General features: G+C 55.2%; 19 protein-coding genes and 5 tRNA genes. 10 read left to right on the top strand and 14 right to left on the bottom strand.

All coding sequences use genetic code 11. The features are described 5' to 3' along the window. The first annotated feature begins 38 nt into the window (after positions 1-38). Complete coding sequence (locus KTH07_RS04235) at positions 39-857, top strand: pyridoxal phosphatase (RefSeq protein ID WP_032620056.1); 819 nt, start codon at positions 39-41, stop codon at positions 855-857. Here the strand turns inward: KTH07_RS04235 and modC are convergent, their stop codons facing one another. The 4 genes from modC to KTH07_RS04215 form a co-directional block, all read right to left on the bottom strand. Beyond that, complete coding sequence (gene modC / locus KTH07_RS04230) at positions 858-1,916, bottom strand: molybdenum ABC transporter ATP-binding protein ModC (protein ID WP_023303318.1); 1,059 nt, start codon at positions 1,914-1,916, stop codon at positions 858-860. Next, entirely contained in the window at positions 1,916-2,608 is a 693-nt protein-coding gene (gene modB, locus KTH07_RS04225; protein WP_015571097.1) for a molybdate ABC transporter permease subunit, read from the bottom strand. The genes modC and modB overlap by 1 nt, the downstream gene beginning before the upstream one ends. After that, entirely contained in the window at positions 2,605-3,381 is a 777-nt protein-coding gene (gene modA / locus KTH07_RS04220; RefSeq protein ID WP_015571098.1) for a molybdate ABC transporter substrate-binding protein, read from the bottom strand. Before modA ends, modB begins: the two co-directional genes overlap by 4 nt. 178 nt (positions 3,382-3,559) lie before the next feature. Further along, the gene (locus KTH07_RS04215) at positions 3,560-3,712 is read right to left on the bottom strand and encodes an AcrZ family multidrug efflux pump-associated protein (protein ID WP_003858549.1); all 153 of its coding nucleotides are present in this window, start codon (positions 3,710-3,712) and stop codon (positions 3,560-3,562) included. Positions 3,713-3,839: 127 nt separating this feature from the next. On the opposite strand from KTH07_RS04215, the gene modE reads away from it, so the two are divergent. From modE to gpmA, 7 genes are all read left to right on the top strand, one after another. Next, positions 3,840-4,628 carry a molybdenum-dependent transcriptional regulator gene (gene modE / locus KTH07_RS04210; protein ID WP_015571099.1) on the top strand — a complete coding sequence of 263 codons (789 nt, stop codon included), beginning with the start codon at positions 3,840-3,842 and terminating at the stop codon, positions 4,626-4,628. A gap of 67 nt (positions 4,629-4,695) precedes the next feature. Beyond that, entirely contained in the window at positions 4,696-6,168 is a 1,473-nt protein-coding gene (gene modF, locus KTH07_RS04205) for a molybdate ABC transporter ATP-binding protein ModF (protein WP_017384953.1), read from the top strand. A 201-nt stretch (positions 6,169-6,369) separates the two neighbouring features. After that, complete coding sequence (gene galE / locus KTH07_RS04200; RefSeq protein WP_003858554.1) at positions 6,370-7,386, top strand: UDP-glucose 4-epimerase GalE; 1,017 nt, start codon at positions 6,370-6,372, stop codon at positions 7,384-7,386. A gap of 9 nt (positions 7,387-7,395) precedes the next feature. After that, a complete protein-coding gene (gene galT / locus KTH07_RS04195) occupies positions 7,396-8,442 on the top strand; it encodes a galactose-1-phosphate uridylyltransferase (protein ID WP_032620058.1) in 1,047 nt (348 codons plus the stop codon). Positions 8,443-8,444: 2 nt separating this feature from the next. Next, positions 8,445-9,593, top strand: coding sequence for a galactokinase (gene galK / locus KTH07_RS04190; RefSeq protein WP_017384955.1), 1,149 nt, complete (start codon positions 8,445-8,447; stop codon positions 9,591-9,593). Continuing rightward, positions 9,587-10,630, top strand: coding sequence for a galactose-1-epimerase (galM, locus tag KTH07_RS04185; RefSeq protein ID WP_023303316.1), 1,044 nt, complete (start codon positions 9,587-9,589; stop codon positions 10,628-10,630). The genes galK and galM overlap by 7 nt, the downstream gene beginning before the upstream one ends. Before the next feature lie 265 nt (positions 10,631-10,895). Next, the gene (gene gpmA, locus KTH07_RS04180; RefSeq protein ID WP_006809557.1) at positions 10,896-11,648 is read left to right on the top strand and encodes a 2,3-diphosphoglycerate-dependent phosphoglycerate mutase; all 753 of its coding nucleotides are present in this window, start codon (positions 10,896-10,898) and stop codon (positions 11,646-11,648) included. Between the two features lie 61 nt (positions 11,649-11,709). On the opposite strand, the gene aroG is transcribed toward gpmA, so the two are convergent. Then, positions 11,710-12,762, bottom strand: coding sequence for a 3-deoxy-7-phosphoheptulonate synthase AroG (gene aroG / locus KTH07_RS04175; RefSeq protein ID WP_003858564.1), 1,053 nt, complete (start codon positions 12,760-12,762; stop codon positions 11,710-11,712). A gap of 304 nt (positions 12,763-13,066) precedes the next feature. On the opposite strand from aroG, the gene KTH07_RS04170 reads away from it, so the two are divergent. Beyond that, on the top strand, positions 13,067-13,426 hold the full coding sequence (locus KTH07_RS04170) for a protein YbgS (protein WP_017384957.1): 360 nt from the start codon (positions 13,067-13,069) through the stop codon (positions 13,424-13,426). A gap of 99 nt (positions 13,427-13,525) precedes the next feature. Next, a complete protein-coding gene (gene zitB, locus KTH07_RS04165; protein WP_015571102.1) occupies positions 13,526-14,464 on the top strand; it encodes a CDF family zinc transporter ZitB in 939 nt (312 codons plus the stop codon). Here zitB and pnuC read toward each other — a convergent pair. The 9 genes from pnuC to pal all read right to left on the bottom strand — a co-directional run bounded on the left by pnuC (position 14,461) and on the right by pal (position 18,439). After that, positions 14,461-15,180 (bottom strand): nicotinamide riboside transporter PnuC, encoded by a 720-nt coding sequence (gene pnuC, locus KTH07_RS04160; RefSeq protein WP_023303313.1) that lies wholly within the window; start codon positions 15,178-15,180, stop codon positions 14,461-14,463. The two genes, zitB and pnuC, sit on opposite strands and share 4 nt — an antisense overlap. Positions 15,181-15,202: 22 nt before the next feature. Continuing rightward, positions 15,203-16,246: a quinolinate synthase NadA gene (gene nadA / locus KTH07_RS04155; protein ID WP_032620062.1), complete on the bottom strand. Its 1,044-nt coding sequence runs from the start codon at positions 16,244-16,246 to the stop codon at positions 15,203-15,205. 230 nt (positions 16,247-16,476) lie between these two features. Continuing rightward, positions 16,477-16,552, bottom strand: a tRNA-Lys gene (locus KTH07_RS04150). A gap of 31 nt (positions 16,553-16,583) precedes the next feature. Next, positions 16,584-16,659, bottom strand: a tRNA-Lys gene (locus KTH07_RS04145). 41 nt (positions 16,660-16,700) lie between these two features. Then, positions 16,701-16,776, bottom strand: a tRNA-Lys gene (locus KTH07_RS04140). A 3-nt stretch (positions 16,777-16,779) separates the two neighbouring features. Then, a tRNA-Val gene (locus KTH07_RS04135) sits at positions 16,780-16,855 on the bottom strand. A 27-nt stretch (positions 16,856-16,882) separates the two neighbouring features. Then, positions 16,883-16,958 (bottom strand) — tRNA-Lys (locus tag KTH07_RS04130). A gap of 161 nt (positions 16,959-17,119) precedes the next feature. Beyond that, a complete protein-coding gene (gene cpoB, locus KTH07_RS04125; protein ID WP_003858574.1) occupies positions 17,120-17,908 on the bottom strand; it encodes a cell division protein CpoB in 789 nt (262 codons plus the stop codon). A gap of 9 nt (positions 17,909-17,917) precedes the next feature. Then, entirely contained in the window at positions 17,918-18,439 is a 522-nt protein-coding gene (pal, locus tag KTH07_RS04120; RefSeq protein WP_003858578.1) for a peptidoglycan-associated lipoprotein Pal, read from the bottom strand. Positions 18,440-18,447 lie beyond the last annotated feature (8 nt).

Raw genomic sequence — 18,447 nt, 5'->3', positions numbered from 1 at the left:
CGACAGACCTTAAATTCAACATTAACCCGGAAGAAAAAATGACCTCGCGAGTGATTGCCCTGGATTTAGACGGAACACTGCTTACCCCTCAGAAAACCCTGCTCCCCTCTTCTCTTGAGGCCCTCAAACGAGCCCAGGAAGCGGGGTATCAACTTCTCATCGTAACGGGTCGACATCACGTAGCCATTCATCCTTTTTATCAGGCACTGGGCTTAGATACACCTGCAATTTGTTGTAATGGCACCTATTTGTATGATTATCAGGCAAAAAAGGTTTTAGCCTCCGATCCGCTTCCCGTTACGCAGGCGCTGCAATTAATTGATTTACTGGATGAGCACGCCATTCACGGCCTGATGTATGTGGATAACGCCATGGTGTATGAACGCCCTACCGGCCATGTGATCCGCACCAGCAACTGGGCTCTGTCTCTGCCGGAAGCGCAGCGTCCGGTGTTCACTCAGGTTTCCTCCCTGCGCCAGGCGGCGGAAGACGTCGACGCAATCTGGAAATTTGCCCTGACCGATGAAGACACCGCCAAACTGAATACCTTCGCAAAACATGTCGAGCATACGCTGGGTCTGGAATGTGAATGGTCCTGGCACGATCAGGTGGATATCGCCCGCAAAGGCAACAGCAAAGGAAAGCGTCTGACCCAGTTCGTTGAATCGCAGGGCGGATCAATGCAGGACGTGATTGCTTTCGGCGATAACTATAACGACATCAGTATGCTGGAAGCGGCCGGAACGGGCGTGGCGATGGGTAATGCCGATGACGCGGTGAAAGCGCGCGCTGACGTGGTGATTGGCGATAACACCACCGACAGCATCGCGCAGTATATTTATACCCACCTGCTGTAATCAGGCGGTGATGGAGACGCTCTTGATTTGCGCGTAAAGCCACAGGCCAGGCTTGATGCCCAGCTCATCCCTGGCCCACGGGCTGATGCGCGCCCACAGCGTTCTGCTGCCCACTTCCAGCTGCACTTCCACCTGGCCGTTATCATCAAAACACTGCGCTACTTTTGCGCGCAAAATATTGCGGATACTGGTTTGCAGCGGCGGTTGCAGGACCAGAGAGACATCCGACGCCTGAATGCGGATCCGTAACGTGGACTGAATCGGCGTATCGATTTTATTCACCCACAAATGCTGATCGCCCAGCGCCAGCGCAGTCATCGCGTAGTGCGGATGGTGCTCCAGCACGCTCACCTTCAGAATGCTGCTCTGCTGCTCCTTTGGCAGCCATGGATGCATAACGCTGCTGCCCCACACCTCCTCCAGATTGCCGAATGCCTTCACCCTGCCCGCTTCCAGCACCAGCACTTTGTCGGCCAGATGTAAGATCTCATCCAGCGAATGGCTGACGTAGAGCATGGGCACGTTGATTTCCCGCGCCAGACGTTGCAGATACGGCAGCAGCTCGCGCTTGCGCGGAATATCCAGCGAGGCCAGCGGCTCATCCAGCAGCAACAGTTCCGGCGCGGTTAACAGGGCGCGGCCAATCGCCACGCGCTGTTTTTCACCACCCGACAGCGACGACGGCAGACGATCCAACAGCGGTTCGATGCCCAGCAGCGCCACCAGCTTATCGAACTGTCCGGCCATGCTTTTTGCCATGCCGTAACGCAGGTTCCCGCGTACGCTGTAGTGCGGGAACAGGCGCGCATCCTGAAACACATAGCCGATGCGACGTTTGTCCGGTGACAGGCAGACCTTCTTCTCCGCGTCATTCAAGACGCGGTTATTTAACACAATACGGCCAGACTGGGGACGCGTCAGGCCGCTAATCGCATTAATCAGCGACGTTTTCCCCGCCCCGGACACGCCAAAAATGGCGGTGATACCGCTGGCAGGCAGCGTTTCGTTCAGCGTCAGCGTGTGGCTGCCCAGGGTTTGCGTAAAGTTGAGTTCCAGCATCACGGTTTCCCCATCCGTTCACGGCTGAGGCGCGCCAGCCACTCAGACACCAGCAGCGAGACCAGAGCGAGCACAATTGAAATAATACACAGCCGGGCCGCCGCACCTTCGCCGCCTGGGGTCTGAATCAGGGTATACATGGCCGACGGGATGGTCCGCGTCTCGCCGGGAATGTTCGACACAAAGGTGATGGTCGCGCCAAACTCACCCAGCGAGCGGGCGAAGGCTAACACCGTACCGACGATAATGCCCGGTAACGTCAGCGGAAGCGTAATGGTCAGGAATACCCGCCAGCGGCCTGCGCCCAGCGTGCGGGCGGCCTGTTCTAACCGAGTATCCACCCCTTCCAGCGCCAGACGGATAGCGCGCACCATCAGCGGGAAGGACATCACCGCCGCGGCCAGAACCGCGCCGCGCCAGCTGAAAGCAAAGGTCAGGCCGAACCAGTCGTACAGCCATTCGCCGATAAAGCCGCGTCGACCCATGGAGATCAGCAGCAGATATCCGACCACCACAGGCGGTAAGACAAGCGGAAGATGGAGAACACTGTCGAGCAGGGCTTTGCCTGGAAACTTCACGCGAACCAGTAACCAGGCAAAGAACACCCCAAAGGGCAAACTCAGCGCAACCGCCAGGGAAGAGACTTTCAGGCTCAGCAGCACGGCCTGCCATTCAGGTTCGGTCAATATCATTCGTGAGTCGTAAATCCGTAACGTTTAAAGATCGCGGACGCTTCCGGCCCCTTCAGGTAGTCAACGAAGGCCGTCACGCTCGCATTTTTATGTCCATCAACTATCGCAACAGGATATTCCACTTTCTTATGCGAGTCTTCCGGGAAGGTGCCTACCACCTTCACACCTTTACTGGCGACGGCATCGGAGCCGTAAACGATCCCGAGTGGCGCTTCGTTACGCTCCACCAGCGCCAGCGCGCCACGCACATCTTCTGCGGGAGCCAGCTTCGGCGATAAGGTCTCCCACGCGCCCAGTTTTTGTAGCGCTTCTTTCGCATAAATCCCGGCAGGAACATGCTCCGGATCGCCTACCGCCAGACGGCCACCGTTGAGCAGCCGGGTCCAGTCCGTCTGTTTGTTGATGGCGATGTCGTCCTGCTTGCTGTTTGCGGGCGCGACCACCACCAGGCTATTTCCCAGCAGCGTTTCGCGGGTAGCCGTATCAACAGCTTTTTTCTCCACCGCGTAATCCATCCATTTCTGATCGGCAGAGATGAACAGATCCGCGGGCGCCCCCGCTTCAATCTGGCGGGCCAGCGTGGATGAGGAGGCAAACGACGAGACCACCTCGACGTTTTTCTCTTTTTTGTATACCGCAGCAATATCCTGCATCGCGTTAGTCAGCGACGCCGCCGCAAAGACCGTGATTTTTCCTTCATCCGCCAGCGCGTGGCCGGTGAGTGAGAGAGTCAGCGTGGCCCCTGCGAAAAGGCGTACCCATGAACGTGCCATTTGAAGCTCCTGTGCGCATCGTTATATACAAATAAATATAACGACATATCGCAGGCGTTCCTAGCGCTAAATCGTACCCATTAATGCGTAAACTCAAGGAACGTTGTAAAAGATATCGGCGGGAGAGGAATAAACTTGAGAGCAAAACGCCCGGGCTGGCCGGGCGTTTTGGAGGAAATCATTGCTGCTTTTTAGGCTGGTCACGACGATGACCAATGTTCGAAAAGACGTTGAACACTTCACCCAGGCCGTAGATGGCACCGAGGATGATAGCCATCACTACTGGCACCATGATTACCGCGAATACCAGACTTTTCAACAACTCTAACATGGTTTTCTCCAGATCTTGTGAACGGCTTATTCTACCCTGAAAAGTAAGAAAAACATCCCCTTTTGTGCGGTGCGCTTTCCGCCCCCGGGCATTTGGGTCACAATAGCCTTTTTGCCGGGACACTGTTATGCAGGCCGAAATTCTCCTCACCCTACGACTTCAGCAGAAGCTTTTCGCCGATCCGCGACGTATCGCCCTGTTAAAACAAATAGAACAAACTGGCTCGATTAGCCAGGGAGCTAAAAACGCCGGCATCAGCTATAAAAGCGCCTGGGATGCAATTAACGACATGAACACCCTGAGCGAACACACGCTGGTTGAGCGCGCCACCGGCGGGAAAGGCGGCGGCGGCGCCGTGTTGACGCGTTACGGGCAACGTCTGATCCAGCTCTACGATTTACTGGCGCAGATCCAGCAAAAAGCATTTGATGTGCTGAGCGATGACGACAATCTGCCGCTGGACAGCCTGCTGGGCGCCATCTCCCGTTTCTCTTTGCAGACCAGCGCCCGCAACCAGTGGTTTGGTACGGTGACGGGGCGCGATCATTCGCAGGTGCAGGAGCATATCGAGATCCTGCTCGCGGACGGTACGACGCGTCTGAAAGCCGCCATCACCGCGCAAAGTGGTCAACGCCTTGGGCTGAACGAAGGTCAGGAGGTGCTGGTATTACTCAAAGCGCCCTGGATCAGCATCGCACTCAACCCTGAGCAGGCCGCAGAGGCCGACAACCAGCTACGCGGGCGTATCAGCCACATCGAGCGCGGCGCAGAACAGTGTGAAGTGCTGATGACCCTGCCGGATGGACAGTTGCTCTGCGCCACCGTTCCGGTGAACGACGCGACCGAATTAGACGAAGGTGCTGTGGTGACCGCATATTTCAATGCAGACCGGGTAATTATCGCCACATTGTGCTAAGCGCATTGACAACCCCGTTAACACTGAGTATCCCTGACATCTCTTGCTGCAAAAAATGGGATAACACATGTCATCATTGCATATTTCGCAAGGCACGTTTCGTCTTAGCGATACCCGTACCTTATCGCTGCCAGAGTTAACCCTTCGCGCCGGAGAAAGCTGGGCGTTTGTGGGCACGAATGGCAGCGGAAAATCCGCGCTGGCCCGCGCCCTGGCAGGCGAATTAACCCAACTGAAGGGTGAACGTCGGTGCACCTTTACCCGGCTGACGCGCCTTTCCTTCGAACAGCTGCAAAAGCTGGTCAGCGATGAGTGGCAGCGTAACAATACCGATTTGCTCAGCCCCGGCGAAGAAGATACCGGCCGCACGACGGCGGAAATTATCCAGGATGAGATAAAAGATCCTGCCCGCTGCCAGCAGCTGGCGGAACAATTTGGCATTACCGCCCTGCTTAATCGCCGCTTTAAATACCTTTCAACCGGTGAAACGCGCAAAACGCTGCTGTGTCAGGCGCTGATGAGCGAGCCGGAACTCCTGATCCTGGATGAACCGTTTGACGGACTGGATGTGCAATCCCGCGCGCAACTGGCAGCGTTGCTGGCGTCGCTTAACCAGCAGGGATACACGCTTGTGCTGGTTCTTAACCGCTTTGATGAGATCCCGGATTTCGTACATTATGCGGGCGTGCTGGCGGACTGTAGCCTGACCGAAACCGGCGAGAAAGCCGTACTGCTTCGGCAGGCGCTGATTGCGCAGCTGGCGCACAGCGAGAAACTGGACGGTATTGCCCTGCCGGAGCCGGATGCGCCTTCAGCACGCCACGGGCTGGAGCCTGACCAGCCGCGCATTGTGCTGCGCGATGGGGTGGTTGCTTACGACGATCGCCCTATTCTTAATCACCTCAGCTGGACGGTTAATCCTGGTGAGCACTGGCAGATCGTCGGCCCCAACGGGGCGGGTAAATCCACGCTGCTGAGCCTGATCACCGGGGATCACCCGCAGGGATACAGCAACGATCTCACCCTGTTCGGCCGTCGCCGCGGCAGCGGGGAAACCATCTGGGATATCAAAAAGCACATCGGCTATGTCAGCAGCAGCCTGCACCTGGACTACCGGGTGAGCACCACGGTGCGAAACGTGATCCTCTCTGGCTTCTTCGACTCCATTGGTATTTATCAGGCGGTATCCGACAAGCAGCACAAGCTGGCGCAGCAGTGGCTGGATATTCTGGGTATGGATAACCGGGTCGCCGATGCGCCATTCCACAGCCTGTCGTGGGGGCAGCAGCGGCTGGCATTGATCGTCCGCGCGCTGGTCAAGCACCCTACGCTGCTGATTCTTGACGAACCGTTGCAGGGGCTGGATCCGCTCAACCGTCAGCTGATCCGCCGCTTTGTGGATGTCCTGATTAGCGAAGGTGAAACCCAGCTGCTGTTTGTGTCCCACCATGCTGAAGATGCCCCGTCCTGCATCACCCATCGGCTGGAATTTGTCCCTGACGGCGAGCAATACCGCTACCTGCTGAGCAAAATCGATTAACACATGGAGGGCGCTGCCCTCCGCTTTTCAGACAACCTGCAACAATACATCTCTATCTCTTTGATCTACAATGCACTCAGTCTGTGAAAAAGCGCGTGTGAAAACCAGTGTAAACGATACCACTATTTTATCCCATGTCACACTTTTCGCGTCTCTGATATGCTATGGTTAATTCATACCATAAGCCTAATGGAGCGAAATATGCGAGTTCTGGTAACAGGTGGTAGCGGTTACATAGGAAGTCATACCTGTGTGCAACTGCTGCAAAGCGGCCACGATGTCGTCATTCTTGATAACCTGTGCAACAGTAAGCGCAGCGTGCTGCCGGTCATTGAACGCCTTTCGGGTAAACAGCCGACTTTCGTGGAAGGCGACATCCGCAATGAAGCGTTGATGACTGAAATCCTTCACGATCACGCGATTGAAACCGTTATCCACTTCGCGGGCCTGAAAGCGGTTGGCGAATCGGTGGCAAAACCGCTTGAGTACTATGACAACAACGTTAACGGTACCCTGCGTCTGATCTCCGCCATGCGAGCGGCCAACGTTAAAAATTTTATCTTCAGCTCCTCCGCGACCGTCTACGGCGATCAGCCAAAAATTCCTTACGTTGAAAGCTTCCCGACCGGTACGCCGCAAAGCCCGTATGGCAAAAGCAAGCTGATGGTAGAGCAGATCCTGACCGACCTGCAAAAAGCCCAGCCTGAGTGGAGCATCGCATTGCTGCGCTACTTCAACCCGGTTGGCGCGCATCCGTCAGGGGATATGGGCGAAGATCCGCAGGGCATTCCTAATAACCTGATGCCGTATATCGCGCAGGTTGCCGTAGGGCGCCGCGATTCCCTGGCGATTTTTGGTAACGATTATCCCACCGAAGATGGCACCGGCGTGCGCGATTACATTCACGTCATGGATCTGGCCGACGGCCACGTGGCGGCGATGCAGCAGCTGGCGGATAAACCGGGCGTGCATATTTACAACCTCGGCGCCGGGATCGGCAGCAGCGTGCTGGACGTGGTGAATGCCTTCAGTAAAGCCTGCGGCAAGCCGGTGAAGTATCACTTCGCTCCCCGCCGTGATGGCGACCTCCCGGCTTACTGGGCCGATGCCACCAAAGCGGATAAAGAGCTTAACTGGCGTGTCACCCGCACGCTTGATGAAATGGCACAGGATACCTGGCACTGGCAGTCACGCCATCCGCAGGGTTATCCGGATTAAGGATTTGTCATGACGCAATTCAATCCCGTCGATCACCCGCATCGTCGTTTTAACCCGCTCAGCGGGCAATGGATTTTAGTTTCACCGCATCGCGCCAAGCGCCCCTGGCAGGGGGCGCAAGAGACGCCTGCCAAACAGACGCTGCCGCAGCATGATCCGGACTGTTTCCTCTGCCCGGGCAATACGCGCGTGACGGGCGATAAAAACCCGGACTACCAAGGCACCTTCGTGTTTACTAACGACTTTGCCGCGCTGATGACCGATACGCCAGACGCGCCGGAAAGCCATGACCCGCTGATGCGCTGCGAAAGCGCCCGCGGCACCAGCCGCGTGATCTGCTTCTCGCCCGATCACAGCAAAACGCTGCCGGAGCTGAGCGTGGAGGCCCTGAAAGAGGTGGTCAGCACCTGGCAGGCGCAAATCGCGGAGCTGGGGCAGAGCTATCCCTGGGTGCAGGTGTTCGAAAACAAAGGCGCGGCGATGGGCTGCTCCAACCCGCATCCGCACGGTCAGATCTGGGCGAACAGCTTCCTGCCGAATGAAGCCGAGCGTGAGGACCGACTGCAAAAAGCGTATTTCGCCCAGAACGGTTCGCCGATGCTGGTGGATTACACCCAGCGTGAGCTGGCGGATGGCAGCCGTACCGTGGTGGAAACCGAGCACTGGCTTGCGGTGGTCCCTTACTGGGCGGCGTGGCCGTTTGAGACGCTACTGCTGCCGAAAGCCCATGTACAGCGCATTACCGAACTCAGCGACGCCCAGCGTGACGACCTAGCGCTGGCGCTGAAAAAACTGACCAGCCGCTACGACAACCTCTTCCAGTGCTCCTTCCCCTACTCCATGGGCTGGCACGGCGCGCCGTTTAACGGCGAAGAGAATCAACACTGGCAGTTACATGCACACTTCTACCCGCCGCTGCTGCGTTCTGCGACGGTACGTAAATTCATGGTGGGCTATGAAATGCTGGCGGAAACCCAGCGCGACCTGACGGCGGAACAGGCGGCAGAACGTCTGCGTGCCGTTAGCGACGTCCATTACCGCGAATCAGGAGTCTAAAAATGAGTCTGAAAGATAAAACACAATCCCTGTTTGCTGAAAAATTTGGCTACCCTGCCACCCATGTTATCCAGGCGCCAGGCCGCGTTAATCTGATCGGCGAGCACACCGACTATAACGACGGTTTTGTCCTGCCGTGTGCCATCGACTACCAGACGGTGATCAGCTGCGCGAAACGCGACGATCGTCAGGTGCGAGTGATGGCCGCGGATTACGGCAACGAAATTGACGAATTTTCCCTCGATGCGCCGATCGTGACCCACGACAGCCAGCAGTGGTCGAACTATGTTCGCGGCGTGGTGAAGCACCTGCAAAAGCGTAACAAGAATTTCGGCGGGGCCGATCTGGTGATCAGCGGCAACGTGCCGCAGGGGGCGGGATTAAGCTCTTCCGCATCGCTGGAAGTGGCGGTCGGCACCGTGTTCCAGCAGCTTTATCATCTGCCGCTGGACGGGGCGCAAATCGCCCTCAACGGTCAGGAAGCGGAAAACCAGTTCGTAGGCTGCAACTGCGGCATTATGGATCAGCTGATTTCCGCGCTGGGCAAGAAAGAACATGCTTTGCTGATTGACTGCCGCTCCCTCGGGACCAAAGCGGTTCCGCTGCCTAAAGGGGCGGCTGTGGTGATCATCAACAGCAACTTCAAACGCACCCTGGTGGGCAGCGAGTACAACACCCGTCGCGAACAGTGCGAAACCGGCGCGCGCTTCTTCCAGCAGCCAGCCCTGCGTGATGTCTCACTTGATGAATTTAACAAGGTTGCCCACGAGCTGGACCCGGTTGTCACGAAGCGCGTGCGTCATATACTGACGGAAAATGCCCGTACCGTAGAAGCCGCCTCCGCGCTGGCAAAAGGTGACCTGAAGCGGATGGGCGAGCTGATGGCCGAATCGCATGCCTCCATGCGTGACGATTTCGAAATCACCGTGCCGCAAATCGACACCCTGGTTGAAATCGTGAAAGCCACGATTGGCGACAAAGGCGGCGTGCGTATGACCGGCGGCGGATTCGGCGGGTGCGTCGTCGCCCTGGTGCCGGAAGAGCTGGTCCCTGCCATTCAGGACGCGGTGGCTAAACAGTACGAAGCCAAAACGGGCATCAAAGAAACTTTCTATGTCTGTAAAGCATCACAAGGAGCCGGACAGTGCTAAACGAAACACCGACACTCGCACCGGATGGTCTGCCGTATCGCCTGTTAACCCTGCGCAACAGCGCCGGGATGGTGGTTACGCTGATGGACTGGGGCGCAACGTTACTTTCTGCCCGCGTACCGATGCCTGACGGCAGCGTGCGCGAAACCCTGCTTGGCTGCGCATCGCCGGAGCAGTATATCGAGCAGACTGCTTTTCTGGGCGCATCCATAGGCCGCTACGCTAACCGCATCGCCAGAAGCCGGTTTACGCTGGACGGCGTAACGTATTCCCTGCTTGCCAGCCAGGGCGAAAATCAGCTGCACGGCGGCCCGGAAGGGTTTGATAAACGTCGCTGGAAGATTGTGCAGCAAAATGACGGTGAGGTCTGGTTCTCTCTGGACTCCCTCGATGGAGACCAGGGCTTCCCGGGCAATCTCACCGCAACCGCGCGCTTCACCCTGACCGAAGATAATCGCATCGCCATTGAGTACCGCGCGACCGTCGATAAGCCGTGCCCGGTCAACCTGACTAACCACGCCTATTTCAACCTTGACGGTAATCAGACCGATGTCCGCAGCCACAAACTCCAGATCCTGGCGGATGAGTATCTGCCGGTCGATGAGATGGGTATCCCTTATCAGGGGCTGAAACCAGTAAGCGGAAATAGCTTTGATTTCCGTCAGCCGAAAACCATTGCTCAGGATTTCCTGAGTGATGACGATCAGCGCAAGGTGAAAGGCTACGACCACGCGTTCCTGTTGCAGGCGAAAGGCGATCTTTCTCAACCTGCCGCACAGGTCTGGTCTGCTGATGAGAAGTTACAGATGACGGTCTACACCACCGCCCCTGCCCTACAGTTCTACTCCGGTAACTATCTGGAGGGTACTACGGCGCGTGAACATGACGCCTACGGCGCCTGGCAAGGACTGGCGCTGGAGAGCGAGTTCCTGCCGGACACGCCTAACCATCCTGAATGGCCGCAGCCGGACTGCGTGCTACGTCCGGGTGAAGAGTACGTAAGCGTCACCGAGTATCATTTCATTCCGCGCGCTTAATGTCCGGCGGCGCACGGGCCTACGAATATAGGCCTGATAAGCGAAGCGCCATCCGGCAAAAAAGACTGGCCCTCATCGCGAGGGCTTTTTTATCTCCGCCTTGCTGAAAATAGCGGCGATCGCAGACAAAATCATAACCCTGGATTCACATGCATCTTACACTCTCGAACTATTTTCGCTATGGTTAGGGTTAAGCGTTGCTGCTGGCACAGTCACAGCAATATAATGAGAATTGTTATCATTCAAAATGCTTGAGGAGTAAGAAATGGCTAATACTAAGCTTGTCCTGGTGCGCCACGGCGAAAGCCAGTGGAACAACGAAAACCGCTTCACCGGTTGGTATGACGTTGATCTGTCCGAGAAAGGCGTGAGCGAAGCAAAAGCGGCAGGTAAACTGCTGAAAGAAGAAGGCTTCACCTTTGACTTTGCTTACACCTCTGTGCTGAAACGTGCCATCCATACCCTGTGGAACGTTCTGGACGAGCTGGATCAGGCCTGGCTGCCGGTTGAGAAATCCTGGAAACTGAACGAGCGTCACTACGGTGCGCTGCAAGGTCTGAACAAAGCGGAAACCGCAGAAAAATACGGTGACGAGCAGGTTAAGCAGTGGCGTCGTGGTTTTGCGGTCACGCCTCCAGAGCTGAGCAAAGATGACGAGCGCTACCCGGGCCACGATCCGCGTTACGCGAAGCTGACTGAGGCTGAACTGCCGCAGACCGAAAGCCTGGCGCTGACCATCGACCGCGTTGTGCCTTACTGGAACGAAACCATTCTGCCACGCCTGAAAAGCGGCGAGCGCGTCATTATCGCTGCTCACGGTAACTCCCTGCGTGCGCTGGTGAAATACCTGGACAACATGGGTGAAGATGAAATCCTCGAGCTGAATATCCCTACCGGCGTGCCGCTGGTGTACGAGTTCGACGAAAACTTCAAGCCAGTTAAACATTACTACTTGGGTAACGCCGACGAAATCGCTGCAAAAGCGGCGGCCGTGGCGAACCAGGGTAAAGCGAAGTAATATTCGCCGGACATAAAAAAAGCGTGGAGCAATCCACGCTTTTTTATTGCCCGGGACAAACTTAGCCGCGACGCGCTTTAACCGCATCCGCCAACTGACGCAGGATCGCATCGGTATCGTCCCAGCCAATGCAGGCATCCGTCACGCTCTTACCGTAGACCAGCGGCTCACTGCCCTCCAGGTTCTGGTTGCCTTCCACCAGATGGCTCTCAATCATCACCCCAATCACTGCGCGTTCACCGCTGGCGATTTGCTGACACACATCTGCGCCGACTTCCATCTGCTTTTTGAACTGTTTGCTGGAGTTGGCATGGCTGAAATCGATCATCACCTGCGGTGCCAGACCCGCTTTCTCCAGCCCTGCTTTTACCTCCGCTACGTGTTTAGCACTGTAGTTAGGCTCTTTACCGCCGCGCAGTATAATATGGCAATCGCCATTACCGCTGGTATTCACGATAGCGGAGTGGCCCCACTTGGTCACCGACAGGAAGCAGTGCGGCGCGCCAGCCGCATTAATGGCGTCAATAGCGACTTTAATGGTGCCATCAGTGCCATTTTTGAACCCCACCGGGCATGACAGGCCAGACGCCAGCTCACGGTGAACCTGAGATTCCGTCGTACGCGCGCCAATAGCGCCCCAGCTCATCAGGTCAGCCAGATACTGCGGGGTGATCATATCGAGGAATTCTCCGGCAGCAGGCAGCCCGCTGTCGTTGATCTCCAGCAGCAGCTTACGCGCAATGCGCAGGCCGTCGTTGATCTGGAAACTGTTGTCCATATGCGGATCGTTGATCAACCCTTTCCAGCCCACGGTGGTACGCGGTTTTTCGAAATAAACGCGCATCACGATTTCCAGTTCGCCTTTCAGCTCTTCACGCAGGGCGAGCAGACGGGACGCATACTCTTTGGCCGCAGCAGGATCGTGAATGGAGCACGGCCCAATGACCACCAGAAGACGATCGTCGCTACCTTTCAGGATCTTGTGGATCGCCTTGCGGGCATGAGACACCGTGTTGGCGGCATTTTCGGTGGCGGGGAATTTTTCAAGGAGCGCTACGGGAGGTAATAACTCATTGATCTCTTTAATGCGTAAATCGTCGTTCTGATAATTCATCTTCTTTCCGGCTCTGCCATATCTTTAGTAATGAAAGCAATCCTTTCAATCTAACTTGTCGGCCACGAAGTGTAAACGGGCTTTTACACTTCGCGCAGATAATTCCTGGAATTCGCCTAAAATACACAACAAAATAGCGAAAAATGAGATCTGGCCTAAGCTTTTTACTTGTAACGACTGTTTTTAAATATTTATACGCGATTCCATCCTGACATAAATCAGGAAACTGGGATCTTTCGCCACTGAACAAGATGCACTGTTGGAGAATGTTATCCAGCGTAACGATAAGAACAGGAGCACCATGATGAAAATGACGAAACTGACTACGCTTTTCCTGACGGCAACCCTTACTCTGGCAAGCGGTAGCGTACTGGCTGCTGACGCAGGCTCATCCGGCAGCAACGGCGACGCGAATGCCGCTGCCGAAGCAGGCCAGGTTGCGCCGGATGCAAAACAGAATATTGCGCCAAACAATGTTGATAACAGTAATATCAACACGGGCAATACCAACACCGGCGGGACGAGCACAGGCACGATGAACCATGAGGGTATGACCACCGACGAGGTTCATAAAAACTCTGTGTGTAAAGACGGGAAATGCCCGGACCCGAATGACAAAGTAGGCAGCGATGCCAATACCAAAACGGACGGTACTACCCAGTAACCTTCCGTAAGGTAAAACAGGGAGAGCGAATGCTCTCCTTTTTTATTTAAGCTCTTAAAAACGCTACACTAAAAATAATAATAAATCAGGAACGATACCATGGCGCACTCCCACTCCCATTCCCACTCCACTGGCGATGAAAATGCCAAACGGCTTCTGCTGGCTTTTGGCGTCACTGCCACCTTTATGATAATTGAGGTAACAGGCGGGCTGATATCCGGATCGCTGGCGCTGCTGGCCGATGCCGGGCATATGCTGACCGACGCTGCCGCGCTCCTGTTTGCTCTGCTGGCCGTGCAGTTTGCCCGTCGCCCTCCCAATACTCGCCACACCTTTGGCTGGCTCAGACTGACCACGCTTGCCGCCTTTGTGAATGCGATTGCACTGGTGGTCATTACTCTTCTTATCGTCTGGGAGGCTTTTCAGCGCTTTCGGCATCCACAACCGATAGCCGGGACGACAATGATGGTTATCGCCATTGCCGGGTTGGTCGCCAATATTCTGGCGTTCTGGATATTGCACCGCGGCAGCAGTGAAAAAAATCTGAACGTACGGGCCGCGGCGCTTCATGTGCTGGGCGATCTGCTGGGTTCCGTAGGGGCCATCGTAGCCGCGCTGATCATTATGGGCACGGGCTGGACTCCCATCGACCCGATTCTTTCCGTGCTGGTATCGTGCCTTGTATTACGCAGTGCCTGGCGGCTGTTGAAAGAGAGCGTCAATGAGCTGCTGGAAGGCGCTCCCACGTCGCTGGATATTGGCGAGCTAAAACGCAATCTGTGTCGTTCCATTCCTGAAGTCCGTAACGTTCACCACGTTCACGTCTGGCTGGTGGGTGAGAAACCGCTTATGACGCTGCACGTTCAGGTTATTCCGCCCCACGATCACGATGCGTTGCTTGAACGTATTCGGCACTTCCTTGAGCATCACTACGAAATTGCGCACGCCACCATCCAGATGGAGTATCAGCCATGTAACGGGCCAGACTGTCACCTGAACGAGGCGCAGTCCGGCCACTCACACGCCCATCACCATTAACGGGAAAGCGCGCGCGAGCCACGCTCACGCGCGCTGTTAATCCACATGCGGCTACCGTTCAGGGCAATGACCGTCAGCAGCATGTACTCCAGCGACATGGCATAAACACCCTGGCGGGCAAAAATCACCACGCTAATGACGTTGATGACCACCCACAGCAGCCAGTTCTCAACGTATTTACGGGTCATCAGGATCATTGCGGCAATCGACAGTACCATCATGCAGGAATCCCAGAACGGGAAGGCATCCGGCTGAAGCTCAGCCATCGTCACGTTTAATCCCAGACCCGACATGACCGAGACCGCCACGCGCGTCAGGAAGGCAAATACCGGATCAATAAAGACGGTCATAAAGCCGATAGCTACCACGCAGGCCGCGAACCAGGTGATGGCTTTTGGCAACGGCAGCCAGCGGATTTGCAGTTCCGCCTCCTGCTGACTGTTTTGCCGAGACCAGGCGTACCAGCCATAGATATTGGCTGCGAAGAAGAACAGCTGTAGAAGCAGGCTGGCGTAGAGCTGGATCTGGAAAAAGATGATCGCAAACAGCGTGACGTTTATCAGCCCGAACGCATAGTTGCTGATCTTCTCAAGGCTGGCCAGCCAGATACAGAGTAAACCGGCCAGCGTACCCACCGCTTCAATCCACGACAGGTCATAGCCGCCCGCACCAATCGGGATATGAACCAGGATGTTCTGTGTGCTAAAAAAATCCATTTTTTCTCCGGGGCGTAATAAGTTAAGTACGTAGTGTAGCCGCAAAATCCAGCATACGGTTAAGTGGAATTAACGCGCCTTCACGCAGAGCGGCATCCACGTGGATCTCATGCGCTGCGCCACCGTTTTCCAGCCCCTCCGCAATCGCTTTGAGCCCATTCATCGCCATCCACGGGCAATGCGCGCAGCTTCGGCAGGTCGCCCCTTCTCCGGCGGTCGGCGCTTCGAGCAACGTTTTTTCCGGCACGGCCTGCTGCATCTTGTAGAAGATACCGCGATCGGTCGCCACAATGAGCTGCTTGTGTGACAGGGTTTTCGCAGCATGAATGAGCTGGCTGGTTGACCCGACGGCATCCGCCATGTCGACGATGGACTGCGGGGATTCCGGGTGCACCAGAATCGCGGCGTCTGGGTATAACCCTCTCATGCGCGTCAGGGCCTGGGTCTTAAACTCGTCGTGAACGATACAGGCGCCCTGCCAGCACAGCACATCCGCACCGGTTTGTTTTTGTACATAGTTTCCCAGGTGACGATCGGGCGCCCAGATGATTTTCTCCCCCAGGCTGTCCAGATGCTCAATCAGCTCAACGGCGATACTGGAGGTCACTACCCAGTCTGCCCGGGCTTTCACCGCCGCAGACGTGTTGGCATAGACCACCACGGTACGATCAGGGTGGGCATCACAGTAGGCGGTGAACTCATCAATCGGGCAACCGAGGTCAAGGGAGCATTCGGCATTCAGCGTCGGCAACAGTATGGTTTTTTCCGGGCTGAGAATTTTTGCCGTTTCGCCCATGAAGCGCACACCTGCAACCAGCAGCGTGGAGGCAGGATGTTTTGCACCGAAACGCGCCATTTCCAGGGAGTCTGAGATACAGCCGCCCGTCTCTTCTGCCAGCTGCTGAATTTCCGGGTCGGTGTAGTAATGCGCCACCATCACCGCATCACGCTCTTTAAGCAGGCGCTTAATTTTTTCACGATAGAACTGTTTTTCATCCCGGCTTAGCGGAGCGGGCTTCGGCGGGAAGGGATAGATTGCGGTTTCGGGATCAAACATCACACTCATTATGGCTTCTCGTTTTACTGGCTTAACAATATTGCCTTTGTTTTGCATGAGATAACAAAAATGAGGCAATGGTGTTTTGTATACTAAACAAGATAGCGAATTTGAGGGGGAATGTCATCGGGAATTGATGCCGGTAGCATCTGTCGGGTGGCGGCTTCGCCTTACCCGACCTATAAGGCACTGGCGAACGACAGATAGCAAAAAGGCGCCTTTAGGGCGCCTTTCAACACTGGTGGGTCGTGCAGGATTCGAACCTGCGACCAATTGATTAAAAGTCAACTGCTCTACCAACTGAGCTAACGACCCCTTGCGGGATGTACTTCAAATCTATTCAGGCTGGTGGGTCGTGCAGGATTCGAACCTGCGACCAATTGATTAAAAGTCAACTGCTCTACCAACTGAGCTAACGACCCGTTCGGGTGTTGCCTGAATTATCACTCGGAACCAATAAAATTGGTGGGTCGTGCAGGATTCGAACCTGCGACCAATTGATTAAAAGTCAACTGCTCTACCAACTGAGCTAACGACCCGAGTGGTGGGTGATGACGGGCTCGAACCGCCGACCCCCTCCGTGTAAAGGAGATGCTCTACCAACTGAGCTAATCACCCACTCTGTACTGCCAGAACTGCTTTAAGTGGTGGGTCGTGCAGGATTCGAACCTGCGACCAATTGATTAAAAGTCAACTGCTCTACCAACTGAGCTAACGACCCACTTTTGCGCTGCTTTCACGTTGTTTGATATCCCGTGGCAACGGCGGCATATATTACTGATTTAAGAATTCTGCGCAACAAAAATTTCGATGAAGATCACTTAACTGCTTAGGAATCATGCTGCACGACCAGAAATGACGCGATTTCTGGTCATGCGATAATCAACCCATCGAACTTAAACGTTTTTGCGCTTGTTTGGCGCCGTCTGTACCCGGGAATTTTGCAACCACCTGCTGATAAACCGCTTTGGCTTTTGCAGTGTCGCCTTTGTCCTGCATGATCACGCCGACTTTATACATCGCATCAGGCGCTTTCGGTGATTTCGGGTAATTTTTCACCACAGAGGCAAAATAAAACGCCGCATCATCCTTTTTACCCTTGTTGTAATTCAACTGACCCAGCCAGTAGTTCGCATTTGGCTGGTAAGTGGAATCAGGGTACTTCTTAACGAAGTTCTGAAACGCAACGATAGCATCGTCCTGGCGCGATTTGTCCTGCACCAGGGCAATGGCCGCGTTGTAGTCCGTATTCGCGTCACCGCTCTGTACAGGCGCACCAGACGACGCGGAGGCATCTGCCGCAGGTGCAGGCGTTGCCGCACCGCTTTGATCGCCTGCTGCTGGCTGTGCTGCTGCTCCGCCGCTGTTAAGGCTATCCATCTGCAACAAAATTTGCTTCTGGCGCTCCACAACCTGATTAAGCTGATACTGACTCTCCTGGATCTGACCACGAAGGGAATCAATATCATTCTGGTTATCGGAAAGCTGCTGCTGGAGTTGAGTTAAAAGCTGGCTGTGAGCGTTAGAAATACGCTCGAGTTGAGTGACCCGGTCTTCTACCGAGCCTGAGCCGACACTACTGATTGGTGCCTGAGCAAAAGCGGCCCAGGGGGCCGCTATTCCAACCAGTAACGACAGACTCATCAGATGATGTCTGAAGTTACTGCTCATGCAATTCTCTTAGTAAACGAGTACGGCACGACGGTTTTTGGAGTAAGCCGCTTCGTCGTGACCCAGTACTGCTGGTTTTTCTTTACCGTAAGAAACGATGGAGATCTGGTCAGCAGAAACGCCTTTACCCTGGAGGTACATTTTAACAGCGTTTGCACGACGTTCACCAAGGGAGATGTTGTACTCCGGAGTACCACGTTCGTCCGCATGACCTTCTACGGTGACTTTGTAAGACGGGTTGCTACGCAGGAAGTTTGCGTGCGCATCCAGCATTGCAGCGAAGTCAGAACGGATGTCGTATTTATCCAGATCGAAGTAAACGATGTTGTTCTGCTGTAACTGCTGCATCTGAAGACGCGCTTGCTCTTCAGAAGACATATTGCCATTGCCGTTAGCGTCCATACCGGTGCCGGCACCCATCATGCCTTCGCCGCTCTGGTCATTGCTTGCGTTCTTGTTAGAAGAACACGCTGCGATTGCCATAACAGGCAGAGCGATCATCAGCCCCTTCAGCACTTTGTTCAGTTGCATTTCTAAGA

The organism is Enterobacter cloacae complex sp. ECL72 (genome assembly GCF_019056635.1).
Taxonomy (GTDB): Bacteria; Pseudomonadota; Gammaproteobacteria; order Enterobacterales; family Enterobacteriaceae; genus Enterobacter; species Enterobacter hormaechei_C.
The sequence above is the reverse complement of the archived record's forward strand: the minus strand, read 5'-3'. Positions and strand labels throughout refer to the sequence as shown.

Coding starts and splice junctions, on each gene's coding strand:
- galE (WP_003858554.1), top strand. CDS start 6,370: ATGCGAGTTCTGGTAACAGGTGGTAGCGGTTACATAGGAAGTCATACC.
- gpmA (WP_006809557.1), top strand. CDS start 10,896: ATGGCTAATACTAAGCTTGTCCTGGTGCGCCACGGCGAAAGCCAGTGG.
- cpoB (WP_003858574.1), bottom strand. CDS start 17,908: ATGAGCAGTAACTTCAGACATCATCTGATGAGTCTGTCGTTACTGGTT.
- nadA (WP_032620062.1), bottom strand. CDS start 16,246: ATGAGTGTGATGTTTGATCCCGAAACCGCAATCTATCCCTTCCCGCCG.
- KTH07_RS04215 (WP_003858549.1), bottom strand. CDS start 3,712: ATGTTAGAGTTGTTGAAAAGTCTGGTATTCGCGGTAATCATGGTGCCA.
- pnuC (WP_023303313.1), bottom strand. CDS start 15,180: ATGGATTTTTTTAGCACACAGAACATCCTGGTTCATATCCCGATTGGT.
- KTH07_RS04170 (WP_017384957.1), top strand. CDS start 13,067: ATGAAAATGACGAAACTGACTACGCTTTTCCTGACGGCAACCCTTACT.
- modC (WP_023303318.1), bottom strand. CDS start 1,916: ATGCTGGAACTCAACTTTACGCAAACCCTGGGCAGCCACACGCTGACG.
- modA (WP_015571098.1), bottom strand. CDS start 3,381: ATGGCACGTTCATGGGTACGCCTTTTCGCAGGGGCCACGCTGACTCTC.
- aroG (WP_003858564.1), bottom strand. CDS start 12,762: ATGAATTATCAGAACGACGATTTACGCATTAAAGAGATCAATGAGTTA.
- modB (WP_015571097.1), bottom strand. CDS start 2,608: ATGATATTGACCGAACCTGAATGGCAGGCCGTGCTGCTGAGCCTGAAA.
- zitB (WP_015571102.1), top strand. CDS start 13,526: ATGGCGCACTCCCACTCCCATTCCCACTCCACTGGCGATGAAAATGCC.
- galT (WP_032620058.1), top strand. CDS start 7,396: ATGACGCAATTCAATCCCGTCGATCACCCGCATCGTCGTTTTAACCCG.
- galK (WP_017384955.1), top strand. CDS start 8,445: ATGAGTCTGAAAGATAAAACACAATCCCTGTTTGCTGAAAAATTTGGC.
- modF (WP_017384953.1), top strand. CDS start 4,696: ATGTCATCATTGCATATTTCGCAAGGCACGTTTCGTCTTAGCGATACC.
- KTH07_RS04235 (WP_032620056.1), top strand. CDS start 39: ATGACCTCGCGAGTGATTGCCCTGGATTTAGACGGAACACTGCTTACC.
- modE (WP_015571099.1), top strand. CDS start 3,840: ATGCAGGCCGAAATTCTCCTCACCCTACGACTTCAGCAGAAGCTTTTC.
- pal (WP_003858578.1), bottom strand. CDS start 18,439: ATGCAACTGAACAAAGTGCTGAAGGGGCTGATGATCGCTCTGCCTGTT.